Annotated in this window: 21 protein-coding genes; 5 read left to right on the forward strand and 16 right to left on the reverse strand. The window is 55.4% G+C overall.

The genetic code is table 11. The features are described 5' to 3' along the window. Positions 1 to 103: 103 nt before the first annotated feature. The 12 genes from CBE72_RS06620 to CBE72_RS06675 form a co-directional block, all read right to left on the reverse strand. Entirely contained in the window at positions 104 to 1,144 is a 1,041-nt protein-coding gene (locus CBE72_RS06620) for a linear amide C-N hydrolase (protein ID WP_100142858.1), read from the reverse strand. Between the two features lie 72 nt (positions 1,145 to 1,216). Then, the gene (locus CBE72_RS06625; protein ID WP_100142859.1) at positions 1,217 to 1,660 is read right to left on the reverse strand and encodes a hypothetical protein; all 444 of its coding nucleotides are present in this window, start codon (positions 1,658 to 1,660) and stop codon (positions 1,217 to 1,219) included. Positions 1,661 to 1,686: 26 nt separating this feature from the next. Beyond that, positions 1,687 to 2,007 (reverse strand): hypothetical protein, encoded by a 321-nt coding sequence (locus CBE72_RS06630; protein WP_229671900.1) that lies wholly within the window; start codon positions 2,005 to 2,007, stop codon positions 1,687 to 1,689. Positions 2,008 to 2,065: 58 nt separating this feature from the next. Continuing rightward, on the reverse strand, positions 2,066 to 3,241 hold the full coding sequence (locus tag CBE72_RS06635; protein ID WP_100142860.1) for a DUF5694 domain-containing protein: 1,176 nt from the start codon (positions 3,239 to 3,241) through the stop codon (positions 2,066 to 2,068). An 819-nt stretch (positions 3,242 to 4,060) separates the two neighbouring features. Beyond that, entirely contained in the window at positions 4,061 to 4,717 is a 657-nt protein-coding gene (locus CBE72_RS06640) for a CoA transferase subunit B (RefSeq protein WP_025009400.1), read from the reverse strand. Positions 4,718 to 4,732: 15 nt separating this feature from the next. Beyond that, positions 4,733 to 5,434 (reverse strand): CoA transferase subunit A, encoded by a 702-nt coding sequence (locus CBE72_RS06645; protein ID WP_071476287.1) that lies wholly within the window; start codon positions 5,432 to 5,434, stop codon positions 4,733 to 4,735. A gap of 64 nt (positions 5,435 to 5,498) precedes the next feature. Continuing rightward, positions 5,499 to 6,389 carry a hydroxymethylglutaryl-CoA lyase gene (locus tag CBE72_RS06650; RefSeq protein WP_100142861.1) on the reverse strand — a complete coding sequence of 297 codons (891 nt, stop codon included), beginning with the start codon at positions 6,387 to 6,389 and terminating at the stop codon, positions 5,499 to 5,501. Between the two features lie 2 nt (positions 6,390 to 6,391). Further along, positions 6,392 to 8,449 carry an acetyl/propionyl/methylcrotonyl-CoA carboxylase subunit alpha gene (locus CBE72_RS06655; RefSeq protein WP_100142862.1) on the reverse strand — a complete coding sequence of 686 codons (2,058 nt, stop codon included), beginning with the start codon at positions 8,447 to 8,449 and terminating at the stop codon, positions 6,392 to 6,394. Between the two features lie 13 nt (positions 8,450 to 8,462). Next, entirely contained in the window at positions 8,463 to 9,317 is an 855-nt protein-coding gene (locus CBE72_RS06660; RefSeq protein ID WP_229671902.1) for an enoyl-CoA hydratase-related protein, read from the reverse strand. A gap of 11 nt (positions 9,318 to 9,328) precedes the next feature. Further along, positions 9,329 to 10,936 carry a carboxyl transferase domain-containing protein gene (locus CBE72_RS06665; protein WP_100142864.1) on the reverse strand — a complete coding sequence of 536 codons (1,608 nt, stop codon included), beginning with the start codon at positions 10,934 to 10,936 and terminating at the stop codon, positions 9,329 to 9,331. Between the two features lie 68 nt (positions 10,937 to 11,004). Then, positions 11,005 to 12,174: an isovaleryl-CoA dehydrogenase gene (locus CBE72_RS06670; RefSeq protein WP_025889846.1), complete on the reverse strand. Its 1,170-nt coding sequence runs from the start codon at positions 12,172 to 12,174 to the stop codon at positions 11,005 to 11,007. Between the two features lie 60 nt (positions 12,175 to 12,234). Beyond that, a complete protein-coding gene (locus CBE72_RS06675; protein ID WP_100142865.1) occupies positions 12,235 to 12,642 on the reverse strand; it encodes a MerR family transcriptional regulator in 408 nt (135 codons plus the stop codon). 381 nt (positions 12,643 to 13,023) lie between these two features. On the opposite strand from CBE72_RS06675, the gene CBE72_RS06680 reads away from it, so the two are divergent. Then, the gene (locus tag CBE72_RS06680; RefSeq protein ID WP_100142866.1) at positions 13,024 to 14,940 is read left to right on the forward strand and encodes a propionyl-CoA synthetase; all 1,917 of its coding nucleotides are present in this window, start codon (positions 13,024 to 13,026) and stop codon (positions 14,938 to 14,940) included. A 241-nt stretch (positions 14,941 to 15,181) separates the two neighbouring features. Further along, positions 15,182 to 15,496, forward strand: a complete 315-nt coding sequence (sugE, locus tag CBE72_RS06685; protein WP_100142867.1) for a quaternary ammonium compound efflux SMR transporter SugE — start codon at positions 15,182 to 15,184, stop codon at positions 15,494 to 15,496. Between the two features lie 80 nt (positions 15,497 to 15,576). On the opposite strand, the gene CBE72_RS06690 is transcribed toward sugE, so the two are convergent. Then, positions 15,577 to 16,452 (reverse strand): 1,4-dihydroxy-2-naphthoate polyprenyltransferase, encoded by an 876-nt coding sequence (locus CBE72_RS06690; protein ID WP_100142868.1) that lies wholly within the window; start codon positions 16,450 to 16,452, stop codon positions 15,577 to 15,579. Positions 16,453 to 16,685: 233 nt separating this feature from the next. On the opposite strand from CBE72_RS06690, the gene CBE72_RS06695 reads away from it, so the two are divergent. From CBE72_RS06695 to CBE72_RS06705, 3 genes are all read left to right on the forward strand, one after another. Then, positions 16,686 to 17,570 carry an SDR family NAD(P)-dependent oxidoreductase gene (locus tag CBE72_RS06695; protein WP_100142869.1) on the forward strand — a complete coding sequence of 295 codons (885 nt, stop codon included), beginning with the start codon at positions 16,686 to 16,688 and terminating at the stop codon, positions 17,568 to 17,570. A 70-nt stretch (positions 17,571 to 17,640) separates the two neighbouring features. Beyond that, a complete protein-coding gene (gene tesB / locus CBE72_RS06700) occupies positions 17,641 to 18,504 on the forward strand; it encodes an acyl-CoA thioesterase II (RefSeq protein WP_100142870.1) in 864 nt (287 codons plus the stop codon). 12 nt (positions 18,505 to 18,516) lie between these two features. Then, a complete protein-coding gene (locus tag CBE72_RS06705) occupies positions 18,517 to 18,930 on the forward strand; it encodes a YbaY family lipoprotein (protein WP_100142871.1) in 414 nt (137 codons plus the stop codon). A 50-nt stretch (positions 18,931 to 18,980) separates the two neighbouring features. Here the strand turns inward: CBE72_RS06705 and CBE72_RS06710 are convergent, their stop codons facing one another. From CBE72_RS06710 to CBE72_RS06720, 3 genes are all read right to left on the reverse strand, one after another. After that, entirely contained in the window at positions 18,981 to 20,987 is a 2,007-nt protein-coding gene (locus tag CBE72_RS06710) for a methyl-accepting chemotaxis protein (protein ID WP_100142872.1), read from the reverse strand. A 325-nt stretch (positions 20,988 to 21,312) separates the two neighbouring features. Further along, the gene (locus tag CBE72_RS06715; RefSeq protein ID WP_100142873.1) at positions 21,313 to 24,396 is read right to left on the reverse strand and encodes an efflux RND transporter permease subunit; all 3,084 of its coding nucleotides are present in this window, start codon (positions 24,394 to 24,396) and stop codon (positions 21,313 to 21,315) included. Continuing rightward, on the reverse strand, positions 24,393 to 25,478 hold the full coding sequence (locus CBE72_RS06720) for an efflux RND transporter periplasmic adaptor subunit (protein ID WP_100142927.1): 1,086 nt from the start codon (positions 25,476 to 25,478) through the stop codon (positions 24,393 to 24,395). The genes CBE72_RS06715 and CBE72_RS06720 overlap by 4 nt, the downstream gene beginning before the upstream one ends. Positions 25,479 to 25,524 lie beyond the last annotated feature (46 nt).

The raw sequence follows: 25,524 nt of genomic DNA on the forward strand, positions 1-25,524 counted from the left end.
TCGGCTATCAGCCTTAAGCCGGGCTGAACAGCTTGAGTCCTTTATTCTGTATAGCAGGTTGGACAAGGCAGACGGGAGCCTAGGCTCCCAGCCTGTTTAGAGACTAAAGCCCGGCAAACGTAAAGGGCTTGGCCGTGACAAAGTCTTGCAGCGCATTGCCTGAGTAGAGGCTGCTGTTGTCAATGGTCAGCTTTTTCACCTCCTGCAGTTTGCCAAAGTCGATGCCCTTCATATCAACCCAGAAGGTGTTGGGGGTCAAGGCGGTTTCAAAGTAATACACCCGATTTTTATGATCCGAGACCGAGCGCCAACGGGTCGAAGAGATATTCGGCTCAGTCTCGGAAGCTATGCCGAAAGGCACAGAAGCGTTACGAATGACGCTGAAGGCGCCGGCAACAGCCACCCGGGTATTGGCAGTCTTGGGAATGGCATCCATATAGAAAGAGGCTCTGACAAACCTGTCGGCGGCGCGGTTGGTTCCCGGCAACATGGTAAAGCCGCCAATCTGCTGCCAATACTGGTTCAGTGCCAGTTGCTGCTCGAAGATGGGAGAGTTGGTCATGACTCGGTACTTCGGGTCGTGATGGATCACCAACTTGCCGTCTATGTACTCGAATATGGCGCTGTCACCTGCCGCATCGGAAATCGACAGATGCAGGGTGGCAAAGCGTTGGGTACCGGGAATATTGGCGGAAACCACCACAAAAGGCTCGGCTCTCAGAGCCTCAACCGTTTCGGCGACTGTGGCAAAGTTATCCAGCACATATTGCACCCAGGCGGCGACCGACAAGCCTTTTCGTTTACCCTGGTATTCGGGATAGCTCGACTCTGCCAGCCAGAGTAGATTGGCCACCAGGCCCTTTTCGTTCATGCCGTCGGTGCTGGAGATATCAAAGGCGCTGGTGATCAGGCTGCCGTAGCGTGAGGTCCAGGTGACAGAGTTGTCGCCGACCGCTCCATGACGCTGCATGCCGCGAGGAAACAGCCACAGGCTTGCCGGGATCTCGTCGCGCCAGTCCATGGAGCGGGCGGTGATCACCAACTGCTGTTCGCCGTGATAGACGGCGCGGGTGCAGGCCTGCGCCGTAGTGCCGATAACCAGCATTAAGGCGCTGCTGAGTAAAGTGATGAGTTTACGATTCATAGTGACTTCCCTGTTTGATGGCTAAAGAGAGTTAGAACGCGTGATGGCAAGCCAGGTTGCTAATCCTGGCTGTTAGTCCTGTCTCAAGTGAAACAGTGCTTCCAATCCTGGGTTTTCGGTGTCTTGCCCCGGATGATACAGGTAGCAGCTGATGCGGGCATAGTTATCCAGATCGCCGCGCCACAGGCAGCTGGCTTCAATATCCCGCTCTTGTTGCTGAAAGCGGATCCTAAGCACCTTGGCATCGCCGTTCAGCACTGGCTCTATGGCTGCTGTTCCTTGAATGCTTAAGCCTTCTATCTCCCGGCGCACTTTAAGTTCGCCGCCCTGCTCATAAATGCTCATCTTACCGGTGTAGCTGGCATCTGAGTCAATGGCTTTGCCAACCAGCTGATAATGGCCCTGCAGATACTGCTTAAAAAGCTCATCTACTTCGGCCAATGCCGCAGGCGCCAGGCAGAGGGAAAATAAGGGCAAACATAATAGTGCCAAACGGCGAATAAACGCTTTATTCATTGACCTTCCTTAGTATGTGTTTTCCATCAAAATCCATTTTCTAACCTTATCAAGAACTGCCAAATTTTTCCTAGCAGACTCGGGAAAAGTCGCGGCAGTAACAGCGCCGTCAGGGCAAATACTGCCAGTGTCAGCCACCAACCCTGGCTGCCGATAAAGGCTTGGCCGTTGCTCCACAGGGCCAGATGCTTATTGGTTGCCAACCAAAGCAGCGCCGCGGTCGGCACGGCAAACACCAGAGCGGCCAGTTGCCCCATGAGCAGGCCAACAAGCCAACCGGAGTGGGTCTTGCTGCGCGCAGTTGATGACCCTTTGCCGCTGTTTCTATTTCGTGAGTTATGTTTCATGGGCGATGCTTTATTGACCGTGTGTTATGGACTGAGTTTTATGGGCCGTTCATGCTCTCTATCTTTGCTCTTTATCTGAGAGCAAGTGCTGTGGTGATTGCCCCTTTGATGTATTTGGGGCGGCAAAATACTGCTGTGGTTGGATTAGTTTAACCCCTAACATATTGGCCAAATACTGCTCCAGAAACACCTTGTGACTGGCACCGACTATCACCAGTATCCGGCCTCCAGGGTTAGCTGCTACCACGCGCATGATGTGGGAGCTCATGTTGAGATTGCGTATCTCCCAAAGGGCAACCCGGGAGAGCGCCGCATCCTGGGTTAAATCTTTATCGATAAACAGGCTCCACTCTTGGTCAATGACAGCCCTCTGGTACTCCTGGCTGTTTAGCCAGGAAAAGAGCGGCAACCAGTTGCCTGTCTCAAGCGCCTCTGTCTTTAACCTCTGTGGCTTGTTGATATAGTCGCTTTTGGCCAGAGCGGCGGCATGAGGCGACTGATTGTAAGACTCCAGCAGCCGCGCTTCGATGGGGCGGTAGAGATCTTTATCCAGATGATCATCTATCGGATAAATGCGCTTGAGCTTCAGTGCCATGGCCAGGTTATTGCCAAGGGTGTTTTTCTCGTTATTGCTCGCGGCAAGTTGCTCCAGATAGTGCTGCAACTCGGTGGAAATCGTTGGGCTCGCCGCGGTTTTGTCCAAATAATGCCAGTGCAGCAGGGCTATCTCTTTGTGATAGGCGGCAACGGCCAACTTGATGAGCCTTGCTCGCTGCACAGGTTCAAGGCTGGTCTCGTCCAATAAGGGCTCCAGACTCTCAAGCGCCTTTTGCGCCGAGAGTCGCAACTCCTGCTGCTCCTTTATCGCCAGCGCCAGAAATCTTTGTCCCACAAAATGATCCAATACAGTCTGATACTCGCCTGAGCCGTTGATCATGGTGGCGATATCCTGTGGCCGCAGTGATTCCACCGCTATGGCCGTAGGCTGGTAACGGGAGAGTGGCTCAAGGATCGAGGATAGAGAGCGGCTGTCCAATTGCTGTTTGATATTGCTCAGGTGCAGGCTGCCAAGCACCATCACCTGGGTTTGCAGCTTACTCTTGGCACTGAGTTGTTGCAGTGCACTTTTTGTACTCTCTATGCCTAAAGCGGCAGCTTCTGTGGCGGTTGCATGAACTTGGGCAATACTCGATGCCGCCAGGCAGGCAAGAAGAAGCAGTACTTTAGTGGCCAAATTGAGTCTCCAAATTATGATTATTTTTTTACCCTATACCCGTGTTGGATACGAGCGGCGCCGGACTAAGGGGCTTTGCAATATCGGCTGGGCAGTATTTTGGGGTTTCACTAAGAGGGGAGAGAGCCCGACTTTCCCTGTCGCATGCAGCTGCCTGAAGTAACAGGCAGAGAATTGAGCCATAGTCGTGAGCATCCAAGTACTAAAACATAAAGGCGTTAGCCGCTCTTGACTGGCGTCAGACTCGCGTCAAGCCATCCATTGCCAATGCCGTTTCAGGTTAATGGATAGCCACTGTGTATACAAGAGGGGAATACAAGAGGGGAATACAAGAGGGGGGATACAAGAAGATATAAAAACTATGGATGCTGGTGGGACAGAACAGTGAAGCTATAAGACTCTTTAGTTAGTGCATTTATTTTCTAAGCACAGTTGGAACTATGCCCCTCCGAGGCATGGAGAGTAACGCATTGCGTTGGCTACGAACGAGAGGCATGGACGCCGAACTGACTCATACCCGGGGAAGTGTATGGCCGAGGCAGGGCCTTGAGGGATAATGGGCCAGCTTCCCCTTCTTGGTTCACGCTCGAAAGCACCTTGCTACGTAACTAGCTATGTAACTCACTATGCAACTCGCTATGTAACTCGCGCCGCGTCACAGATGTGCCTGTGCGAAAATTTGCGGCAGGTAATAGGAAAATCCACTGCCGTAAGCCCTGCAAGTGTTGGTGGGGGAGTTGTCCCTGTTGACTGAATACAAAAACACCCGCAACGGCGGGTGTTTGGGATATCACATCTCTGCGGGGCAAAGGGTCTGATTTACAGTGCCATCTCTGGCACATGTTCCGGGACGATAAGCTTGCCGGCGGTTTTGGCAACTATCTCCTCGACACTCACACCAGGTGCCCGCTCCAGCAGGTGGAAGGCGCCGTCCTTGATTTCGATAAAGGCCAGGTCTGTCAGTACCCGCTTGATGCAGCCGTAACCTGTGAGCGGCAACTCGCATTTGCTCAGCAGTTTGGAGTTGCCGTGTTTGTCGGCGTGCATCATGGTGACTATGATATTGTCGGCGCCGGCCACCAAGTCCATGGCGCCGCCCATGCCTTTAACCAGCTTGCCGGGGATCATCCATGAGGCGATAGAGCCTTCGACATCCACCTCGAACGCGCCCAGTACCGTGAGATCCACATGCCCGCCACGGATCATGGCGAAGCTCTCGGCGCTGGAGAAGAAAGACGCGCCTTTGACGGCGGTAACGGTTTGCTTGCCGGCGTTGATCAGATCCGGATCTATAGTGTCTTCGGTGGGGAATTCACCCATGCCCAAGAGGCCGTTTTCCGATTGCAGCATCACCTGCATGCCCTCGGGGATATAGTTGGCCACCAGAGTCGGGATACCTATCCCCAGGTTGACGTAGTAACCGTCTTTGAGTTCCTTGGCGACGCGTTGGGCCAGTTGTTCTCTTGAAAGTGCCATTTTGCTCTCCTGCCCTTATGCCTGTTTGACTGTGCGCTGTTCGATACGCTTCTCGAACACACCCTTGATGACGCGATCCACATAGATGCCCGGGGTGTGGATATGATCCGGGTCCAGTTCACCCGGCTCGACTATCTCTTCCACTTCCACCACAGTGATCTTGCCGGCGGTGGCCATCATGGGGTTGAAGTTGGCGGCTGTCTTGCGAAATACCAGGTTACCCATGGTATCGGCCTTCCAGGCGCGGATCAGCGCGAAGTCGGCTGTCAGTGCCTCTTCCAGCACATAGTGGCGGCCATTGATTTCGCGGGTCTCTTTGCCCTCGGCCACCGGGGTGCCGTAGCCGGTGGCGGTAAAGAAGGCGGGGATCCCGGCGCCGCCGGCGCGGATCTTCTCCGCCAGAGTGCCTTGTGGGGTAAGGATTACATTGAGTTCGCCGCTGAGCATCTGCCGCTCAAAGGTGGCGTTTTCACCCACATAGGAGGCGATCATTGTGCTTATCTGCTTATGTTGCAGCAGCAGCCCCAGTCCGAAGTCGTCCACCCCGGCGTTATTGGAGATGGCGGTCAGGCCGCTGACGCCCAGCTTGACCATTTGATTGATAAGGCCTTCGGGAATGCCGCAAAGGCCAAAACCTCCCACCATGACTGTCATATCATTGGTGAGACCTGCGAGCGCTTCGTCGTAGCTGCCGACGACTTTATTGAGTCCTGCCATAGTGATGTCCTTGCTGTTTATTATCTGTCGTTTTACTGCTTATCTGTTGTGCCACCTGGAGGCCTTAAGCTCCCAGGGCTCTGGCTACTTTTGAACCGGTTTCCCGGCCAAGCTGCTGGCTTATCTGCCGTCCGGCCCGGGCCAGTTTGTTGAGATCTATGCCTGTGTCTATACCCATACCATGCAGCATATAGACAAGATCTTCACTGGCCAGATTACCGGATGCGCCTTTGGCATAGGGGCAGCCACCGAGTCCGGCGACCGAGGTATCTATTACACTGACGCCGGTTTCCAGGCAGGCGAGAATGTTGGCCAGCGCCTGACCATAGGTATCATGGAAGTGTAGCGCCAAGCGCTCTACCGGTACGCGCTCGGCCACGGTTTCCAGCATTTTGCGGGCCTTGAGCGGTGTACCTACGCCTATGGTGTCGCCGAGGGATATTTCATAGCAGCCCAATTGATGCAGAATGTCGGCGACCCGAGCCACTTCTGCCGGGGCGATTTCACCATCATAGGGGCAACCCAATACGCAGGAAACATAGCCGCGAACCCGAATGCCTTGCTCCTTGGCCCGGCTCAGCAGGGGCTCGAAGCGGGCGATGGACTCTTCGATGGAGCAGTTGATGTTCTTCTGGCTGAAGCCTTCGGAGGCGGCGGCAAATACCGCCACTTCATCGGCGCCGGCAGCCAGCGCCAACTCCAGGCCCTTGAGATTGGGAGTCAGGGCGCTGTAGCAGACGCCGGCGCGGCGTGAAATGCCACGCAGTACCTCGCCCGAGTCTGCCATTTGCGGCACCCACTTGGGCGACACAAAGCTGGCGGCTTCGATGCGCTTCACCCCGGCATCGGCCAAGGCTTCAATTAGGGCTATCTTGGCTTGAGTGCTGACCGAGGTTTCATTTTGCAGGCCGTCTCTTGGGCCCACTTCAAACAGGCTTACCTTGGGAGGCAGCATTTTTAAGCCTCCTTGAGTTGTTCGCTGAGCTCCAGCAACTGGGCGCCATCGCTGACCAGTTCGCCGGGCTGGAAGAAAAACTCACTCACAGTGCCATCGAAAGGCGCGGCTATGGTGTATTCCATCTTCATCGCTTCCATCACCATCAGCCCTTGGCCGGCCTTAACGTTATCGCCTACAGCCACCAGGTGAGTGACTATGGTGCCGTTCATCGGCGCCTTGAGCAGATCGGCATGGTTGGCCTGCTCCTCTTCCAGCTCATTCTGAATGGCGCGGAAATGACAGGCGCTAAGCTCGCCGGAGCGGCCAAGCAGGGTAAAGTCCATGCCCTGGCGGCTGATTCGCTGGCTGCTGATATGCCCATCGACCACACAGCGAAGCGTGTCACCACCGGCCTCATCTGTGCTCAGCTCGCCTTCGATAACCAGGGTTTGGCCATCCAGTGTCAGTTGCCAGCTATCGGCCTTGGCCAGCTCAGTCAGCTGCAGGTGATGAATATGGTGTTCATCGTCCATCAGGGCGATATCGTGGCGCTTGGCGCTGTTGAGTCTAAAGCCACTGGCGCTGCCCCAAGGCGAGGAAGGGTCCTGACTGTTTGTCTGTTTGGCCCGGGAGTCGCGTTTGCGCCACAGCATTTCATACAGTGCGGCTTTGGCCAGCAGCGGCAAGGGCAGAGTGCTGTCTTTCGCTTGAGGCAGCAGCTGTGCTTGATAACGCTCAATAAAATTTGTGCTGAAGTCGGCGCTGGCAAAGGCCGGGTGAGCGGCGATTTTACCCAGGAAACCGATATTGTGTTTCAGGCCGGTGAGCTGGAAGTCATCCAGAGCCCTTTGCAGGCGCTGCAGCGCTCTTGGGCGTGATTCATCCCAGACGATCAGCTTGGCTATCATGGGGTCGTAGAAGTTGGAGATTTCATCGCCTTCACGAACCCCTGAGTCGATGCGCACATGGCGAGATGGCTTGGGCTCGCGCAGGAAGTTGAGCTTGCCGCTGGCGGGCAGGAAGTCGTTATCCGGATCTTCGGCATAAATTCGCACTTCAAAGGCATGGCCATTAATGGCAACTTGCTCCTGAGTGAGGGGCAGAGGCTCTCCGGCAGCGACCAGCAGTTGCCAGTGCACCAGATCTGTCTCTGTCACCAGTTCGGTAACCGGATGCTCTACCTGCAAACGGGTATTCATCTCCATAAAGAAGAAGCTGCCGTCTTCTTCTGTGGCATGGGTGTCCAGCAAAAACTCGACCGTGCCAGCGCCCACATAATCGATGGCGCGGGCGGCGGCCACGGCGGCTTCACCCATGCGGCGGCGCAGGGCGTCGCTGAGGCCGGGGGCCGGCGCTTCCTCCACCACTTTCTGGTGGCGGCGCTGAATCGAGCAGTCCCTGTCTGACAGATAGATGGCATTGCCTTGGGTGTCGGCAAATACCTGCACCTCCACATGGCGCGGCTGCTCCAGGTAACGCTCCATCAACAGCTTGTCATTGCCAAAACTGGAGGCGGCTTCACGGCGGGCCGAGTCGATGGCCGACTTGACTTCCGTCAGGCTGCGGACAATCCGCATTCCCTTGCCGCCGCCACCGAAGGCGGCCTTGATCAGCAGCGGGAAACCGATTTTTTCGGCTTCACTGAGCAGCAACTCATCGCTCTGGTCATCACCGTGATAGCCGGGTACCAGCGGCACTCCGGCGCGGCCCATGATGAGTTTGGCGGCGCTCTTGCTGCCCATGGCTTCTATGGAATCGGCCTTGGGGCCGATAAAGGCGATATTGGCCCGTTCACAGGCGGCGGCAAAACCGGCGTTTTCCGACAGAAAACCATAACCCGGGTGGATCGCCTCGGCGCCACAGGCCTTGGCGATATCGATGATGGCATCGCCCCTGAGGTAGGAGTCGGCCGGCGCCGAGCCCCCCAGATAAAAGGCTTCATCGGCCATAGCCACGTGGGCGGCATGGCGATCGGCATCCGAGAACAGTGCGACAGTGCGCACTCCCAATGACCTGGCGGTACGTATGATGCGACAGGCAATTTCGCCGCGGTTGGCAATCAGAATCTTGTTGAACATCTTACATCCTTCCTTAGTCACGGCGCTGTGGCGGGTTTGAGCTATTGCCTGGATGGCAACTGGAGTTATTGCCCGGATTGTCACTTGAGCCTTGCCAGCTCGGCGGGCGTTTTTCGAAAAAGGCGTTCAGCCCTTCCTGGCCTTCAGCAGACACCCGGATCCGGGCGATGGCCTCGCCGGTGAGCGCCAGCGTCTGTTCATCTATCAGTCCGTGGCGGATATCGCTTATCAGCTGTTTGCACCAGTTGAGCGCCTGCGGACTGTTGCCCAGCAGCGATTCGATAAGGGGCGCGGCGGCGGCCTCGAGATCGTCTGCTACCTGATGCACCAGTTGCAAAGTCTTGGCGGCTTCGGCATCGAAACGCTCTGCGGTCAACATATAGCGTCTCGCCTGACGCTCGCCCATGGCGCGGCGCACATAGGGGCTGATAACCGCCGGGATCAGGCCAAGCTTCACCTCTGACAGGCAAAAGCTGGCCTTGGGCTTTGCTATGGCGATATCGCAGCAACACACCAGCCCAAGTGCCCCGCCAAAGGCCGCGCCCTGTACCAGTGCCAACGACGGCTTGGGGAATTGATCCAGAGTGGCCATCAACCGGGCCAGCTCGGCGGCGTCTTTGAGGTTGTCGTCAAAGTCCATCGCCGCCTGTTTGCGCATCCAGTTCAGGTCGGCGCCGGCGCTGAAATGTTTACCGTTGGCTTTCAGCAGCAGCACCCGGCAGGCAGGATCCCGGGCCAGGGACTCCAGCGCATCAATGAGCTCGGCAATCATCACCTCATCGAAGGCGTTGGCCAGCTGCGGGCGATTCATCACCAGGGATGAAACGCCGCGGGAGTCGGTGGTTAAGGTCAGATATTGATAATCCATACCGGCCTCCATTACATGCGGAACACGCCGAAACGTGTGTCCTCAATGGGCGCATTCAGCGCCGCCGACAATGCCAGGCCGACTACATCCCGGGTCTGGGCCGGGTCGATAATGCCGTCGTCCCACAAACGGGCGCTGGCATGGTAGGGATGCCCCTCTTTATCGTACTGGGCTATCACCGGAGCCTTGAAGGCGGCTTCTTCCTCGGCGCTCATGGTCTGCCCCTTGCGGGCCAGGCCGTCTTTACGCACTGTGGCCAGCACTCCGGCGGCTTGTTCACCCCCCATGACTGAGATGCGGGCGTTGGGCCACATCCACATCATGGTGGGGTCAAAGGCGCGACCGCACATGCCGTAGTTACCGGCGCCGTAGGAGCCGCCGATGATCACGGTAAACTTGGGCACAGTGGCGCAGGATACTGCGGTCACCATTTTGGCGCCGTGTTTGGCTATGCCTTCATGCTCATATTTCTTGCCGACCATAAAGCCGGTAATGTTTTGCAAAAACAGCAGCGGGATCTTGCGCTGGCAGCAAAGCTCGATGAAGTGAGCGCCTTTTTGTGCCGACTCGGAAAACAGAATGCCGTTGTTGGCCACTATGCCTACCGGGTAGCCATGAATACGGGCAAAACCGCACACCAGAGTGGCACCGTAACCGGCCTTGAACTCGTCGAAGTCTGAGTCATCGACGATGCGGGCAATCACTTCTTTGACATCGAAGGGCTTTTTCAAGTCGGTGCCGACTATGCCGTAGAGCTCATGAATATCGTACTTGGGTGGCTTTACCTGGCTCAGTGTCTGGGCAATCTGCTTTTGGTGATTGAGGCGGGAGACGGCATTGCGGGCCAGCTCCAGCGCGTGGTCGTCGTTTTGCGCCAGATGATCGGCCACACCGCTTATCTTGGTGTGTACCTCGGCGCCGCCGAGCTCTTCGGCACTGACCTCTTCACCTGTGGCGGCTTTCACCAGCGGCGGGCCGGCCAAAAAGATGGTGCCCTGTTCACGGACAATAATCGATTCATCCGCCATCGCCGGCACATAGGCGCCACCTGCGGTGCACAGGCCCATGACCACGGCGATTTGCGGGATCCCTTTGGAGGACATGCGGGCCTGATTGAAGAAGATGCGGCCGAAGTGATCCCTGTCCGGGAACACTTCATCCTGGCGCGGCAGGTTGGCACCGCCCGAGTCCACCAGATAGATGCAGGGTAGGTGACAGCGCTCGGCTATCTCCTGAGCCCGCAGGTGTTTTTTCACCGTCAACGGGTAGTAAGTGCCGCCTTTGACCGTGGCGTCGTTGGCGATAATCATGCACTCGACTCCGCTGACCCGGCCGATCCCGGCTATGATGCCGGCGGCGGGCACTTCTTCGTCATAGACTTCGAAGGCAGCAAACTGGCTCAGTTCCAGAAATGGCGAGCCGGGATCCAGAAGTTTCTCTACCCGGGTGCGCGGCGCCAGTTTACCGCGAGACAGATGGCGCTCCATGGCCACAGGGCCACCGCCTTCGACTATCTTGTTGAGCTTTTGTTGGACATCGGCCACCAGGTGGGACATGGCGGCTTGTTTTTCCCTGAATTCATCGCTGCGGGCGTTGATTCTACTGCTGATTTGAGGCACGGCTTGTCATCCTTTTCGACTGAATGGGGGAGCGTGAAGGGCCGCTTGAACGGCCCCGGCATTCGCCATTACTTGGTTTCGTTGAACAGCTCGCGGCCGATGAGCATGCGGCGGATTTCCGAAGTACCGGCGCCGATTTCATAGAGCTTGGCATCGCGTAGTAGGCGACCTGTAGCGTATTCATTGATATAGCCGTTGCCGCCCAGCAGCTGAATGGCGTCCAGTGCCATCTTGGTGGCGAGCTCGGCGCTGTAGAGAATGGCTCCGGCGGCATCTTTACGTGTGGTTTCGCCGCGATCGCAGGACTTGGCGACGTTATAGATATAGGACTTGGCGGCATTCATGCCTGTGTACATGTCGGCCAGTTTGCCCTGCACCAGTTGGAATTCGCCGATGGATTTGCCGAACTGCACCCGCTCGTGCATATAGGGCATCACTATGTCCATGCAGGCGGTCATTATCCCAAGAGGGCCGCCGCTGAGCACCACCCGCTCGTAGTCGAGGCCGCTCATCAGTACCTTCACACCCTGGTTGAGGCCGCCGAGAATATTCTCTTCCGGGACTTCGCAGTCTTCGAATACCAGTTCACAGGTGTTGGAGCCGCGCATTCCCAGCTTGTCGAGCTTCTGTGCCTGGGAGAAGCCTTTGAAGCCGCGCTCGACGATAAAGGCAGTGATCCCGTGCGGGCCCTTGTCCAAGTCGGTTTTGGCATAAATCACATAGGTGTGGGCATCCGGGCCATTGGTGATCCACATCTTGTTGCCGTTGAGAATGTAACGGTCGCCTTCCTTGCGGGCATGCAGCTTCATGGAAACCACGTCCGAACCTGCGTTGGGTTCACTCATCGCCAGTGCGCCTATATGTTCGCCGCTGACCAGCTTGGGCAGGTATTTTTCCTTCTGGGCCTGATTGCCGTTGCGGTTGATCTGGTTGACGCACAGGTTGGAGTGGGCGCCGTAGGACAAACCTATGGACGCCGACGCGCGGGAGATCTCTTCCATGGCGACGACGTGCGCCAGATAACCCATGTTGGCACCGCCGAACTCTTCTGGGACTGTGATCCCAAGCAGCCCCATGTCGCCGAACTGAGGCCAAAGCTCATTGGGGAAGGCGTTGTCCTGATCCACCTTGGCGGCAATGGGGGCAATTTCATTGGCGGCGAAACCGTTGACTGCATCCCGCAGCATATCGATTTCTTCACCGAGTCCAAAGTTGAGGCTTGAGTAGAGAGAGTTCATTGGCTTGATGTCCTGTAAGTTAATATTTTTATTTTATTATTATGGTGTTTGGTCAATGGCTCAGGCTTTTTCCTGCTCCATGTCATCCAGCGCCTGACGGCACTGAAGTTCGGCAGAATTGAGTTCCATCAACACCACCTTGATATCGTCCATCTGCTGTTGCAGTGAGGTCTTTTTTTCCTCAATCAGGGCCAACATGGTATTGAGTTGTGCATGGCTGCTCTTGTCGGCATCGTAGAGTTCAAACAGTCGGCGGGTTTCCGCCAGGGAAAAGCCCAGACGCTTGCCGCGCAGAATAAGTTTCAGTCTGACTCTGTCCTTGAGACTGTAGATACGGGTCTGGCCACGACGCCTGGGTTTGAGCAGCCCCTGATCTTCATAGAAGCGGATGCTGCGGGTGGTGATATCAAATTCCTTTGATAGATCACTGATGGAGTATGTGGTTTGTGGATTGTGATTTGTGTTCATCGATAACACCATAAAATAGAACTTGTTTTGCAAGATATATGAAGTTTACGTAAAGGTAAAGTTTGTTGTGTGTTTTTGCGACTGTGTGGGTGTCAATCGCTGCTGCCATCGGCCTTTGCCCGTATTGAAACGCTAGTTTCAGTTATCAATAAATTTGTCTTTCCTTGGGGACCTGGTCAATAACGTCTTTGAATATGCGCTTCAATTATTTGTTTGACCCAACAGCAGAAGTGCGAATTGGCGGGAAGCTCTAAGGCTAGGTCAGTGCAGGGTTTTAGGCTAACGTCTAATTGGGGAGCGGGCCAAAAAGGACTTTAATTGTCCCAGGAAGGAAGGGAACGCAGTGCCGTCGCAGAACGGCGTCCTTTGGGAGGAAAGATAATGATAGATCCGGGTTTAGCCATGCATAAGGCGTCACTCGAGGACAAGACACAGTTTTGGGGTGAGTGTGCCCGCGCCATAGATTGGCAACAGCCCTGGGAGCAGGTGCTGGATGAGAGTGAAGCGCCATTTTATCACTGGTTTCGCGGTGGCATGCTCAACACCTGCTACAACGCGGTGGATAGACATGTGGCCGCCGGGCGCGGCGAACAGACCGCCATTCAATATGTCAGTCCGGTAACCGATACCGAGTACGGCATCAGCTATAACGAATTACAGCAGCAGGTGAGTCGCCTGGCGGGCTGGATGCAATCTGTCGGCATCAATAAGGGCGACAGAGTCGTTATCTATATGCCCATGGTACCGGAAACCCTCTTCGCCATGCTGGCCTGTGCCCGCATAGGGGCGATACATTCTGTGGTGTTTGGCGGCTTTGCTGCCAATGAACTGGCAACCCGGATCAACGATGCCAAACCCAGAATGGTGTTGTCTGCCTCCTGCGGCATAGAACCCTCAGGTGTTGTGCCTTATAAGCCCCTGCTGGACAAGGCGCTGGAACAGTCTGAGCATAAGGTGGAAAACTGTCTTATTCTCGGTCGCAGTCAGTATCAGGCCGAGTTGCAGCCAGGGCGTGATCATGACTGGCAGAGTGCTATCTGTCAGGCGACTCCTGCCGATTGTGTGGCGGTCGAAGCCACTCATCCCTTGTACATTCTCTATACCTCAGGCACCACAGGGCAGCCAAAGGGGGTGGTGCGTGATAACGGTGGCCATGCCGTGGCGCTGGCCTGGTCGATGAAGGCCATTTACGACATAGAACCAGGTGATGTCTTCTGGGCCGCCTCGGATGTGGGTTGGGTAGTGGGTCACTCCTATATTGTCTATGCACCGCTGCTGGTGGGTGCCACCACCTTGCTGTTTGAAGGCAAACCTGTGGGCACCCCGGATCCCGGCACTTTTTGGCGCACCATAGCCAAGTACAAGGTCAAGAGTTTCTTTACCGCACCGACAGCGATTCGCGCTATCAAACGTGAGGACCCGGAGGCAAGCTACGTGGCTCAAAGCGATCTCTCTTGTCTGAAAAACGTGTTTCTGGCTGGCGAGCGTTGTGACCCGGACACCCTGAAGTGGGCGGCTGAGAAGCTGGCCAAGCCAGTAATAGATCACTGGTGGCAAACTGAAACCGGATGGGCGATTGCCGCCAACTTGATGGGGGTGGCCCCTATTCAGGTCAAAGCCGGGTCACCGGCCAGAGCCGTGCCCGGTTATCAGGTGGAAGTACTGGATGAAATGGGGGAGCAGGTGGCTCCCGGGCAGTCGGGCAATGTGGTTATCAAACTGCCTCTGCCGCCAGGAACCCTGACTACGCTGTGGCAAAACGATAAGCGCTACCATGACAGCTATCTGGCCATGTATCCCGGCTATTATCTCACCGGAGATGCCGGCTATATGGATGAAGAGGGCTATCTCTACATCATGAGTCGCATTGATGACATCATTAATGTGGCTGGTCACAGATTATCGACCGGGCGCTTTGAAGAGGTGCTTTGTCAGCACCCGGCGGTGGCTGAAGCGGCGGTTATCGGTGTGGAAGATAAGCTCAAGGGCCAGGTGCCGCTGGGGTTGGTGGTGCTCAAGATGGGCAATACCCTGAGCGAAGAGCAGCTACACAAGGAGCTGGTGGCTCTGGTGCGCCAGGAAATAGGCCCGGTGGCAGCGTTCCGTTTGGTGAGCGCTGTGCCCAAGTTGCCCAAGACCCGCTCCGGCAAGATACTGCGCGGCACCATGCGTAAAATTGCCGACAATCAGGAGTTCAAGGCGCCGGCGACCATAGAAGATCCCGCTACTCTGGATCTGGTGCGCACCGCACTGACCCGTATGGGCTATGCTGATTCTCTGGTGAAAGAGCACGCCTGAGGCTGACTTTCTCCTTTTGCGCCTGCCGTCGGCAGGCGTTTTTTTAACTGTTTCAAGCTGTCTTTCATTTTGTGCATAAGTGCCGACAACGCTTTGCCCGTCGAGACGGCCTTTGCTAAGATGTTGCCGCTCCGTTCGGAACACTCTTAAAGTTTAAGCTCATCACTCTGGCCGCAGGGACGACCCTGCAAGCGCCTTATCTATTACCGGGGACGACCCCTCTTAAAAAAGGGATGAGTCCATGAACTGGTTGCTCTTAATCCTCGCTGGTTTGTTCGAAATAGCTTGGGCCATAGGCCTTAAATATACCCAGGGCTTTACTAAGTTGGTTCCCAGTCTATTGACCTTGGGCGCTATGGCCATCAGTGTCGGTTTGCTTGGGCTGGCGACCAAGTCATTGCCCATAGGCACGGCTTACGGTGTTTGGGTTGGCATTGGCGCCATGGGCACGGCAATGGTGGGGATCTGGCTATTCGGCGAGAGCGCCAGCCTGTTTAAAATCGGTAGTTTGCTGTTGATTTTTATCGGCGTTCTGGGGCTGAAACTGGCCGAATGAGCCCGGGCTTGATTAGCGTCAGGCTGAACCAAGGCCTCCCGATAGGATTACCGGGAGGCCTTGATGAGATTGGGCAGGAATTAAAGGGTAAACACTAAGCCTAAGCTGAACAGGGCACTGAACATCATGGTCAGTTTAGCTGTGCGTCCCAGTAAGGGATTTAGTGCCGCACCTGACACTTGGGTGAAATCGCTGGACAGCTTACGAGCCATTAGTAACGCAAGGCCCGTCAGCAGCACCGGCAGGCCAGGCAGCAGGCCCAGCAGGAAACCCGCAATAATCAGGCCGAAGGGTAAGTAAACCAGCGCTTGGTACAGCACCTTGGACTGGGCTTCACCTATGCGTACCGCCAGAGTGCGCTTGCCAGCCTTTTCATCGGTATAGATATCGCGGGTGTTGTTTACCAAGCAGATGGCTGCATTGAGCAGACCCACGGCGCTGCCCAAAATCCAGGCCGCAGTGTTAGTTTCGCCAGCCTGCAGATAATAGCTGCCGACAACGGCTACCAGACCAAAGAAGATGAAGGCAGCTACTTCGCCAAGTCCGTGTGAGGCAAGCGGGTAAGGGCCGCCGCTGTACCCCAGGGCACCCATAATGGAGGCCGCCGCCAGGATAGCAATTGGCCAACCACCGTGCCAGATGAGGAAAGAGCCCACCACCAATGCCAGCAAGAGGCAAAAAATCATCGCATTACGTACTTTCAGCGGGTCGAGTAAGCCGCTCTGGGTGACTCTTATCGGCCCTAATCGTTCTTCGGTATCTATGCCGTTTTTAAAATCAAAGTAGTCATTGGCCAGGTTAACGGCAATCTGCAGCAACAGGGCGCAGGCCATGGACGCCACTGCGATGGCCCAACTGAAACTCTCCAATTGCAGAGCCAGTATGTTGCCTATCAGCAAGGGTCCTATCGCCGCAGGCAAAGTGCGCGGCCGCGAGGCTAAAATCCAGGGATTCATCTTGTCAATTCTTCAGCGTTAAAGATGGGAAAACATGCTAAGGATACCAATTTTCCCGTTGAAAGTTAGCACAATCGGATAAATGCATTTAACAGAGTTTGAGTCAGCGCACATTTGTACCCGCGCGGATTGGAAAAATGCAGCCATAATCAAATAACCCTCGGGGGTTATGTGCTCTTATTGTTAAAGAAAACTCTATATTTCATGGAATTATTGCTAAGGCAGGGGTTAATATGATGGGGTTTGGGGGTAGGACAGCCCTAGTCAGTGGTGCGGCGTCCGGTTTGGGACGGGCCTTTGCCATAGGTTTGGCTCAGCGCGGTGCCAGCCTGGCATTGCTGGACATAGACAGCTGCAAAGACACCTTGAATGCACTCACGGCTCTAGGGGCCGATGCCAAAGCCTGGCACTGCGATGTGAGTGATGAAACCTGTGTCGCCAAGGTGTTGCAGGAAGCTTGTGACCACTTTGGTACCATAGAGTTGCTGGTGGCCTGTGCCGGTATCCACACTTCAAGTCCATTTGAAAAGTTAACCTTCAAGCAGTGGCGGCAACAGCTACAGGTAGATCTCGATGGTAGTTTTTTACTGTGTCACGGCCTCTGGTCGCGAATGAAGGCACAGGAATATGGCCGTATTTTGTTGCTGACCGGTGTTAGCGGCTTATTTGGCGATCCATTCGAATCAGCCTGGGCCAGTGCCAAAATGGCCTTGCTTGGGTTAACCAATAGTCTCAGTCGTGAAGGCAGTAATACCAATATCCGCGTCAACAGCCTCTGCCCCATGGCCACCACTCCTATGACGGAAAAACATCTGGCGTTGTCGGTGCAACCCCTGTTTGGATTGGATGCGCCGCTGGCCGCCGGGCTGTTTTTACTCAGTGAGCAGGCGCCCAATGGTCAACATCTGATGGCGGCGGCCGGCAGTATCAGTCGAGTGAGAGTCGCAGAATCTGAACCCGGGTATTTCAATGCCTGTGCCTGTAGCCCCGAGCTATTGGCCAAAGCTTGGCCCGAGTTGAGTCAGGCTGTCCCGTCTGGTCTCTGTGACAGTGGTGAGGCCCAAATCGTCAAATGGGCCAGGCAGGCTGCCGAAGAGCATAATATCGAGATAGAGTAAAGGATTCTGGTCACAGGGGCCGGTTCTAGGTTAATCTTTGCGGTATATGTCAGCCAGTTAACAGAGTTTTATGAGCCAGGTTTTAGACGATCTCTTAGCACTGCTCGCGCTTGAACAGATAGAAATTGGACTTTATCGGGGCCAGAGTCAGGATCTGGGCTTTGGTCATGTATTTGGTGGTCAGGTCATGGGCCAGGCACTCAGTGCCGCCCGTCGCACTGTGCCGCAAGATCGCCAGGTGCACTCACTGCATTCCTATTTTTTACGGGCTGGTGATGAAAAGCTGCCGATAGTCTACGAAGTTGAAAATATGCGTGATGGCGGCAGTTTCAGCGCCCGTCAGGTGAAGGCAATTCAAAAAGGACGGCCTATTTTCTACATGACCTGTTCCTTCCAGGAGCCGGAAGCGGGATTCAGCCACCAGGCAGAAATGCCACAGGTGCCGGGTCCTGAGGGAATACTCAATCAGCAGGAGCTGGCGATGACCATGAGAGACAAGGTGCCCGCCAGAATGCTGGAAAAGTTTATGGCCGATGCTCCCATCGAGATGCGCCTGGTCAATCCGCTTAACCCTGTGGCACCGGCCGCCACCGAGCCTGTACGCCATGTATGGATGCGAGCCAATGGCGCCTTGCCGCCCGAGCATGAAATGCATGATTACTTGTTGGCGTATGCTTCGGATTTCAATTTTTTGGTGACGGCGGCTCAGCCCCACGGGGTGTCATTCCTGACTCCCGGGATGCGGATGGCCACCATAGATCACTCACTCTGGTTCCATCGTCCGGTCAATATGGGCGAGTGGTTGCTTTATGCCATAGAGAGCCCCAACGCCAGCGGCGGCCGTGGGTATGTGAGAGGGCAATTCTTCAACCAACAGGGCGAGTTGGTGGCTTCGGCCACTCAGGAAGGCCTGATGAGAATGACCGCCAAATAAGGGTATAGCAAGATGATTAAGTATGTAAGAGGACTGGCCGTGGCCGCGGGGATAGCATTGCTCGGAGCCTGTGTTACGGTTGACCCCAAAGCACCCGTTATCGTCAATGGAGCGGCGGGTTACCTGGAAAGAATAGCCTTGCCTCAAGGCTCCAGCATCACCATTGCCATCATAGACTTGGATACTCCCGGGGTAATCGTGGCACAAAAGAGCTTTGATATTGCCAGGGCGCCAGTGCCGTTCAAGTTTATCTTGCCGGCAGAAACCCTTGAGTCCAATGTCAATTACGGTGTGGTGGCCATGATCCAATATCAGGGACGGGTGATATTCCAGACCTATGACAGATACCCGGTGATCAACAATGACAAGTTTACCACCGAAGTGCTGATGAAGGCGGTGCCTTTACCGCAACTGGAGCAGCGTTAAGCGTTGCCGCTGGATATGAACAAGGCGCCACTTGGGCGCCTTTTTAATGGTTACACTCTGAAAATACTTATCTGTTTCTTCAAGGCGGCGGCCAGCTCAGTCAACTCTTTGGCGGAGTTGACCGTTTCTGTGGCGCGGATATCGCCTTCGCGAGCCAGATCGGTTATCTGATGCAGGTTACGGGTCACTTCATCGGCCACGGCGCTTTGCTGCTCAGTGGCGCTGGCAATACTGCTGACAGATATCGCCAGATCGGCAATCCGCTGGGCAATGGCGGTCAACTGATTGTTGGCTTCTTTGCCTTGATCGGCTGAGCGGTTACCCAACTGATGGCTCTGGTCCATGCGCGTAGCCGTGTCCTTGACCTTGGCCTGCAGTGAGGTGATGGTCTGACCGATTTCCGAAATAGAGGACTGAGTGCGACTCGCCAGAGTGCGCACTTCATCGGCCACCACGGCGAAACCACGTCCCTGCTCACCAGCGCGGGCCGCTTCGATGGCGGCGTTCAGTGCCAACAAGTTAGTTTGTTCGGCAATGCTGTTGATGACCTCGGTTATGGTGTTGATGGCATCACTCTCTTTTGCCACCCCTTCAACGGCGGTATGGCTCTCGCTCAGCTGTCTACTGAGGGTTTCCAGCCCTTGCACCACCTGGGTCAGTTGCTGGTGTCCGGCGCGGGAAGCTTCATCCACCTGCTGGCTCTGGTTGGCACTCTCTCCGGCGTGGTTGGCCACATCGCGTATTGACGTGGACATCTCCTCGATAGCGGTTGCTATCTGATCGGTTTGTGCCATCAATGCCTGGGCTTCATCACCGTTGAGACGAGCGACCTCCTGGGCCTGTTCGGCTTGATACTCCAGGGTTTGCACCGAGCCCTGCAATGCTTGGATCAGTTGCTTCAGTTCGCGGGTCATTTCGGTGACGCTGTTGCTGATCCTGATGACCTCATTCTGGCTGCGGCTGTCGAGCTTGGGTAGGTCATGACTAAAATCACCTTTGCCCAGGTTCTCCATGTGGCGCTGCAAGGTTTGCAGTGGTTTAACTGTGCGTACCAGTACGATAGAGAGTAGGGCAGTGATCACCAGTATGCCAACCACGGCAACCATGGCATTGATAAGCAGCAGCGTTTGGCTTTCTTCGTTTAATTCGGCGGCCTTGACCTGACCGATAAGTTCCCAGTTCCAGCCAGGAATGGTGGCACTGTAGGCGATCATCGCGACACCTTGGCCATTGGTGTAGCTCTTGATCGCTTCACTCTTCATCAGTTCATCGAGTGGCAGGCCATCGAGTTCTGAGTCTGTCATGACATGGCCTTGTGAGAGCGAGGGGTGAGCAACCACAACTTTGTCGGTACGACTGAGCAGTAGATAGTTACCACTCTCTTCCAGGCGCAATTGCTCAACCGATTTCTGTAGTTGTACCAGGGAGTCGCTGATGTCAAAACCTATGTAGAGAATGCCTATCACCTTACCCTGAACATCTTTGACCGGGCGGTAAACCGTCATATAGTCACGGCCAAATAGTTTGGCGTAACCTTCATAGTCCTGGCCTTGGATCATTTTCTGATAGGCAGGGTGTTTACTGCCAAGGTAAGTCCCCAATGCCCGGCTACCATCGGCCTTTTTCAATGAGGTTGCGATACGCAAAAAGTCATCACCATCGCGAACGAACACTGTGGCATTACCGCCGGTGAGGTTGGCATATCGGTCGACTTTACTGCGGGAGGAGTTGAGCTGCTCCTTTTCATGCATCAATGCCGGAGTATCCATGCCGAACACCCGGACGGTTTTATTTTCTGGTTTATGGAATTGGCCTGGGTACATGGCGCGAAACACATCGGCATTCCGACGGGCCAATGACAATAGGCTTTGATATTGCAGTGCCAGTAAGTCATCAACACCGTGAACCTGTTGCTTCAGGGCGGTAATCGCTTTTTCTTTGAGGGTCGAGGAAGCTGTCAGGTAGGAGATACTGCTTAAGATGCCAAACACCAAAATCGTTAATATGAAAGCCAGAGTGCCGATTTGCTTGGCGATAGGCCAGTTGCGGTAATTCATTATCATTATTCCTATGTAACCGGTTTTTAGGACTTTATCTCATTATCATTAAATAAATTTTGACCTGAATCTAACTATCGGACTCATCTTGTTGTTTTAGATGATATTAATTTACCGATTTTGTGTTGTAAAAGTTAACTCTTTATATTTTATGCAGAAATGCGGAAGCTGGCAGGCAGATATCTTGATTCAAGCGGCGGTTGGGGCTCGATAGTGATACTGTGATGTTGAGTTTGCCGCGAGAGCAGAGCTGGCAGTTGTGGAGCGGTCACAACTGCATATCGGGATTCATGGTTCATTTCTCTGGCTGCAAGGGAATGTTGTGTTATTCCGTCTGGGGGGATTGGTTTACAAAAAGAGTCTTGGGCTTGTTAAGCCACAGAGAATAAACCACAGGCACCCAAACCAAAGACAATAGGGTCGTCAGCGCCGTGCCCCCGGCAATGGCGATGGCAAAGGGCGGCCAAAAACCCCCGCCAGCCAGGATCAAAGGCAGAAAGCCGCCCACTGTGGTGATTGTGGTTGAAGCGATATGACGACTGCAACGCGTGACGCCGGCGAGAATGACTTCGGTGTCGCCCAAGCGCGCCAGAGGCTCAGACTCGAGTTCGGCCAAGATCACTATGGCGGCATTGATAGCCAGGCCCATCAAGCCCAGCAGACCTATTATCACCGTAAAGCCAAAGGGATAACCCAGAGCCCAGACCGCCAGCAGCCCGAGCCCCGCCGATTGCAGGGCGCTGAGCAGAATGATCCCCGTCAGTCTGAACGAGTTGAAAGAGAGCACCAGCACGGTCAGCAATGCGGTCAGTACCAAGACGATATTGGAGAGCAGATTACCCACTGCTTCATCACGTTTGGCGCTCTCACCGCCTATCTCTATTCGATAGGAGGCGGGCAGTTTAAGCTCGGCCAGTTTGAGTTTGACTCGCTCCAGCACTTTTTGCGGCAGCACGCCCGAGGCGATGTAGGCTTCGAGAATATTAACCCGCTGGCCATTATAGTGAGGAATGGCGCCGCGACTGGCATTGACATGGCTTTGACTCACGGCCGAAAGCGGAATCGACTCACCATTGGGCGACAGCAGGCTTATTTGTGACAGCCTGGATTGCTGCTCGCCGACATCGGCACCGAGCTTGACCCTCACCGGCAGCGATTCGGTTTGCTCCAGCAAGCTGCCGCCTGTGATGCCTGTGGTGGACATCTGGATTTGTGAGGCGATCTCACTCAGACTCAGGCCTGCCATCAGGCTGGCATCTTCATCGAGCTGCAGCCACACTTTGGGCGCCCCCGGGCTCAGGGTCGCCCGTGTGTGGATCACATCCCGGGTCTCGGCCAGCAATCGCCGCACCTCATCTCCAAGCTCGGCCAGGCGGTCGAGATTGGGGCCATAGAGCCTTAGCTCCACAGGGGCGTTGAAGGGCGGGCCCTGTTCCAGTTTACGCACCAGGATCTGCGCATCCGGATAGTCTCTATCCAGCTGCTGTTGCAACTCGGGAATTAAGCGGTTAGCGGTGCGAAAGTCGCGGGTTGTTATCATTGCCTGGGCGTATTGGTTAGCGCCCTGCTGTTTTTGAGTCAGGTTGTAGTAGAAGGATGGCACGTTCCCACCTATGACCCAATTGACGCTTTCTATGCCGTCAGTGCTGCGCAGCTCTCTATCGAGTTGTTTGACTCTCTGCTCTGTCCTCGCCAGGCTGGCATGGGGCGAAAGATAGAGCTCCAGCTGGAACATGTTTCTATCCGATGGCGGGAAAAACTGCTCTGTCATCTGCCCGGAGGCCACAAAGCCTGTCAGTGGCAAGATACCGATCAGCAGCGCGGCAGTTTTCGGGTAGTTGAGCGCCAGTTGCAGAGTCTGGCGATAGGTTCTGGCAAGCCTTGGCAGGTTTACCCCGTGGTGATACCAGCGATTGTCGTCCTTGGCGCGGCTGAAACGCCCGGCGAGACCGGCTATCAGGGTGTGGGAGATGAGGTAAGAGCCGAGCAGGGCAAAGATCACTGAAATAGCGATACCGCTGACAAACTCGCCGGCGGCGCCAGGCATCAGCACTATCGGCGCGAATGCCAGCATGGTGGTGATGGTGGAACCGGCGAGCGGCAGCCACAGGTGCCTGATGGTGGTGTTGACCGCCTGCAGCTTACTCATACCCTCGCGGCGGCGCTGGGCAATGGCATCGACAATCACAATGGCGTTATCCACCATGATCCCCAGCGCCACCACCAAGCCGGTGACCGACATTTGATGAATGGGCAGGCCGGTAAACTTCATGCAGGCCAGGGTGAACAGCGCCGTCAACGGCAGTGACAAGGCGACGATAAGCGCATTGCGCATGCCGACAGTCACCAGCAGCACCAGAAGAATGAGCACAAACCCCTGCAGCAGGTTGAGGAGCAACTCTTGCAGGCGCTCCTTGGTGTAGCCTTCCTGTTCAAATAGCCATTGCATGCGGATATTGGCAGGGAAGCCCTGTTCCAGCTCGGTAGCAACCCGGCGGACTTGTTCACTCCAAATATCCACCCGGGTGTTGTTGAGCATGCGGGCGGCTACCATGATGCCGGGCTCTCCATCCAGCAGTGCCAGATTATCGGGCGGATCCTTGGGCTGGCGGCTGATAACGGCGATATCGCCAAGGCGGATCAGTTGCCCGAAACTGTCGGTCTTCAGCGGCACCTGGCGGATACGCTCCAGCGAGTCCAGTTCACCGGAAACTTCCACCAATGCCCGGAAGCTCTGGTTGTTGATTTCACCGGCCGACACCTTGGTATCGGCGCGATTGAGAATGTCGGCAACGGCTCCCGGTGTCAGCCCGAGCCGATTGATACGTTCGCCATCCAGCGTGACCAGAATTTCCTCCGTCGGCGCGCCATAGAGTTTGACAAAGTCAGTGCCGCTCAAGAGCCGCAGTTTGCTTTGCAACTCTTTGGCGTAACGGCTGAGAATGTCGGGGCGCGCTTCACCGCCGCCGTGCCATTCCAGGCCTATGATGGCGGTATAGGCGTAACCCAACTGATCGTCCAGTACCGGCGGATTGACATTCTGTGGCAGGCGGCCGCCGCTATCGGCCAGCAGATCTCTGGCTCTCGACCAGACCGGCTCGGTTTCTATGACGTTATCTTTGAGCTCGAGTTGAATCACCGAGACCCCGGGTCTTGAGGTGGACTGGATAAGCTTGAGTTCCTCAAGTCGCCTAAGCTCATTCTCCAGTACTTCTGTCACCAGTGCCTCGACCCGTTCGGCCGAAGCGCCCGGATAGCTGGTGATCACAGAGGCAAAGCGGTTGGTGATATGGGGGTCTTCGGTGCGTGGCAGGCTGGAAATGGCGCCGAGCCCGGCAACCAGCAACAGGGCTATCAACAGGCTGGCGAGGCGGCCATTCTCGACGAAAGCCTTGATGAGAGGGTTCATTGACCACCTCTAACCGCCAATGCGGCGCTTGGCGCGACTCTTTGCCCGGCAACCAGTTTATGCAGGCCTGTGGTGACAAACGGTTCTCCCGGGCTGATGGCGCCGGTAATAAAGGCGTTGTCGCCCTCGGTATAGATAATTTCCACATCGCGGCGCTGCAGTTTAAACCCATCGGCATCTTGCTTGAGCACATACAGATTCCAGAGACCGCGAATACCATCGGTGAGCGCCGATACCGGGACCCAGTAGCCTTCACGGGGAACTTCACGGCGGTATTGCAAATAAGCCAGTTCGCCATTGATAGGTGTCGTTTCCGATGTGGGGGTGATGCTGAACCTGAGCTGCACTGTGCGGGTGACGGGATTGATCTGGCCGCTGATCCCTTGCAGTTGGGCCTGATAATAGTGTTCGGCGACTCTGAGGCTGAGCATGGCTCCCGGTTGTAACTGCTCGGCAATATTCAACGGCACACCTATCAGTGCCTGCAGATTGTCGCTCTGCACCAGGGTAAATACCGGGCTGCCCAGGGCGATGACTTCGCCGAGGTTGTGCTCTCTGGCGGCTATCACTCCGGCAAAGGGGGCGATAAGAAGCGATTTCTGCCGCTTAAGTTCATTGGCCTTCAGTGAGGCTTCCAGCCTGGCATGCCCGGCTTTCAGACTGGCCAGCTTGCCTTTGAGCTCATCGAGTTGCTGCTCGGAAAGGTATTGTTTGGCACTGAGCTCCAGTGAGCGTTTCAACGTTGCCCGGGCCAGTGTGATATCGGCATTATTCTGATCCAGTGCCGCTTGTAATTCGGTCTGCTCTGCTTCCAGCAAGCTGGTATCCAACTGTGCCAGCAATTGTCCTCGCTCGACTCTATCGCCGGTATCTACCAGGATTTTTTGCAACTTACCGGCGAGCTCGAAACCTATGCCTGTGGTATTGCCGGCGCGCACGCTGCCACTGAATTGCTGCAGCTTGGTGTAACTTGGCTTGAGTACAAGAGCGGCACTGCTGACCACTGCGGGTTTGGTTTCAATGGGCTCAGAAGACTGCGGCTGGCAGGCGGATAGGCACAACAACAAGCTGAGAGTAGCCAACGGCGCGCCGCGACCTAAACCTCGGTGACGGGAGTGTTCAATGTCA

Source organism: Shewanella carassii (assembly GCF_002777975.1).
Taxonomy (GTDB): Bacteria; Pseudomonadota; Gammaproteobacteria; order Enterobacterales; family Shewanellaceae; genus Shewanella; species Shewanella carassii.

Excerpts from the sequence above, each read along its gene's own strand:
- CBE72_RS06660 (WP_229671902.1), bottom strand. The coding sequence starts at position 9,317 with ATGGATTATCAATATCTGACCTTAACCACCGACTCCCGCGGCGTTTCA.
- CBE72_RS06655 (WP_100142862.1), bottom strand. The coding sequence starts at position 8,449 with ATGTTCAACAAGATTCTGATTGCCAACCGCGGCGAAATTGCCTGTCGC.
- CBE72_RS06680 (WP_100142866.1), top strand. The coding sequence starts at position 13,024 with ATGATAGATCCGGGTTTAGCCATGCATAAGGCGTCACTCGAGGACAAG.
- sugE (WP_100142867.1), top strand. The coding sequence starts at position 15,182 with ATGAACTGGTTGCTCTTAATCCTCGCTGGTTTGTTCGAAATAGCTTGG.
- CBE72_RS06675 (WP_100142865.1), bottom strand. The coding sequence starts at position 12,642 with ATGAACACAAATCACAATCCACAAACCACATACTCCATCAGTGATCTA.
- CBE72_RS06625 (WP_100142859.1), bottom strand. The coding sequence starts at position 1,660 with ATGAATAAAGCGTTTATTCGCCGTTTGGCACTATTATGTTTGCCCTTA.
- CBE72_RS06650 (WP_100142861.1), bottom strand. The coding sequence starts at position 6,389 with ATGCTGCCTCCCAAGGTAAGCCTGTTTGAAGTGGGCCCAAGAGACGGC.
- CBE72_RS06715 (WP_100142873.1), bottom strand. The coding sequence starts at position 24,396 with ATGAACCCTCTCATCAAGGCTTTCGTCGAGAATGGCCGCCTCGCCAGC.
- CBE72_RS06690 (WP_100142868.1), bottom strand. The coding sequence starts at position 16,452 with ATGAATCCCTGGATTTTAGCCTCGCGGCCGCGCACTTTGCCTGCGGCG.
- CBE72_RS06670 (WP_025889846.1), bottom strand. The coding sequence starts at position 12,174 with ATGAACTCTCTCTACTCAAGCCTCAACTTTGGACTCGGTGAAGAAATC.
- CBE72_RS06710 (WP_100142872.1), bottom strand. The coding sequence starts at position 20,987 with ATGAATTACCGCAACTGGCCTATCGCCAAGCAAATCGGCACTCTGGCT.
- CBE72_RS06645 (WP_071476287.1), bottom strand. The coding sequence starts at position 5,434 with ATGGCAGGACTCAATAAAGTCGTCGGCAGCTACGACGAAGCGCTCGCA.
- CBE72_RS06640 (WP_025009400.1), bottom strand. The coding sequence starts at position 4,717 with ATGGCACTTTCAAGAGAACAACTGGCCCAACGCGTCGCCAAGGAACTC.
- CBE72_RS06705 (WP_100142871.1), top strand. The coding sequence starts at position 18,517 with ATGATTAAGTATGTAAGAGGACTGGCCGTGGCCGCGGGGATAGCATTG.
- CBE72_RS06620 (WP_100142858.1), bottom strand. The coding sequence starts at position 1,144 with ATGAATCGTAAACTCATCACTTTACTCAGCAGCGCCTTAATGCTGGTT.
- CBE72_RS06630 (WP_229671900.1), bottom strand. The coding sequence starts at position 2,007 with ATGAAACATAACTCACGAAATAGAAACAGCGGCAAAGGGTCATCAACT.
- CBE72_RS06695 (WP_100142869.1), top strand. The coding sequence starts at position 16,686 with ATGATGGGGTTTGGGGGTAGGACAGCCCTAGTCAGTGGTGCGGCGTCC.
- tesB (WP_100142870.1), top strand. The coding sequence starts at position 17,641 with ATGAGCCAGGTTTTAGACGATCTCTTAGCACTGCTCGCGCTTGAACAG.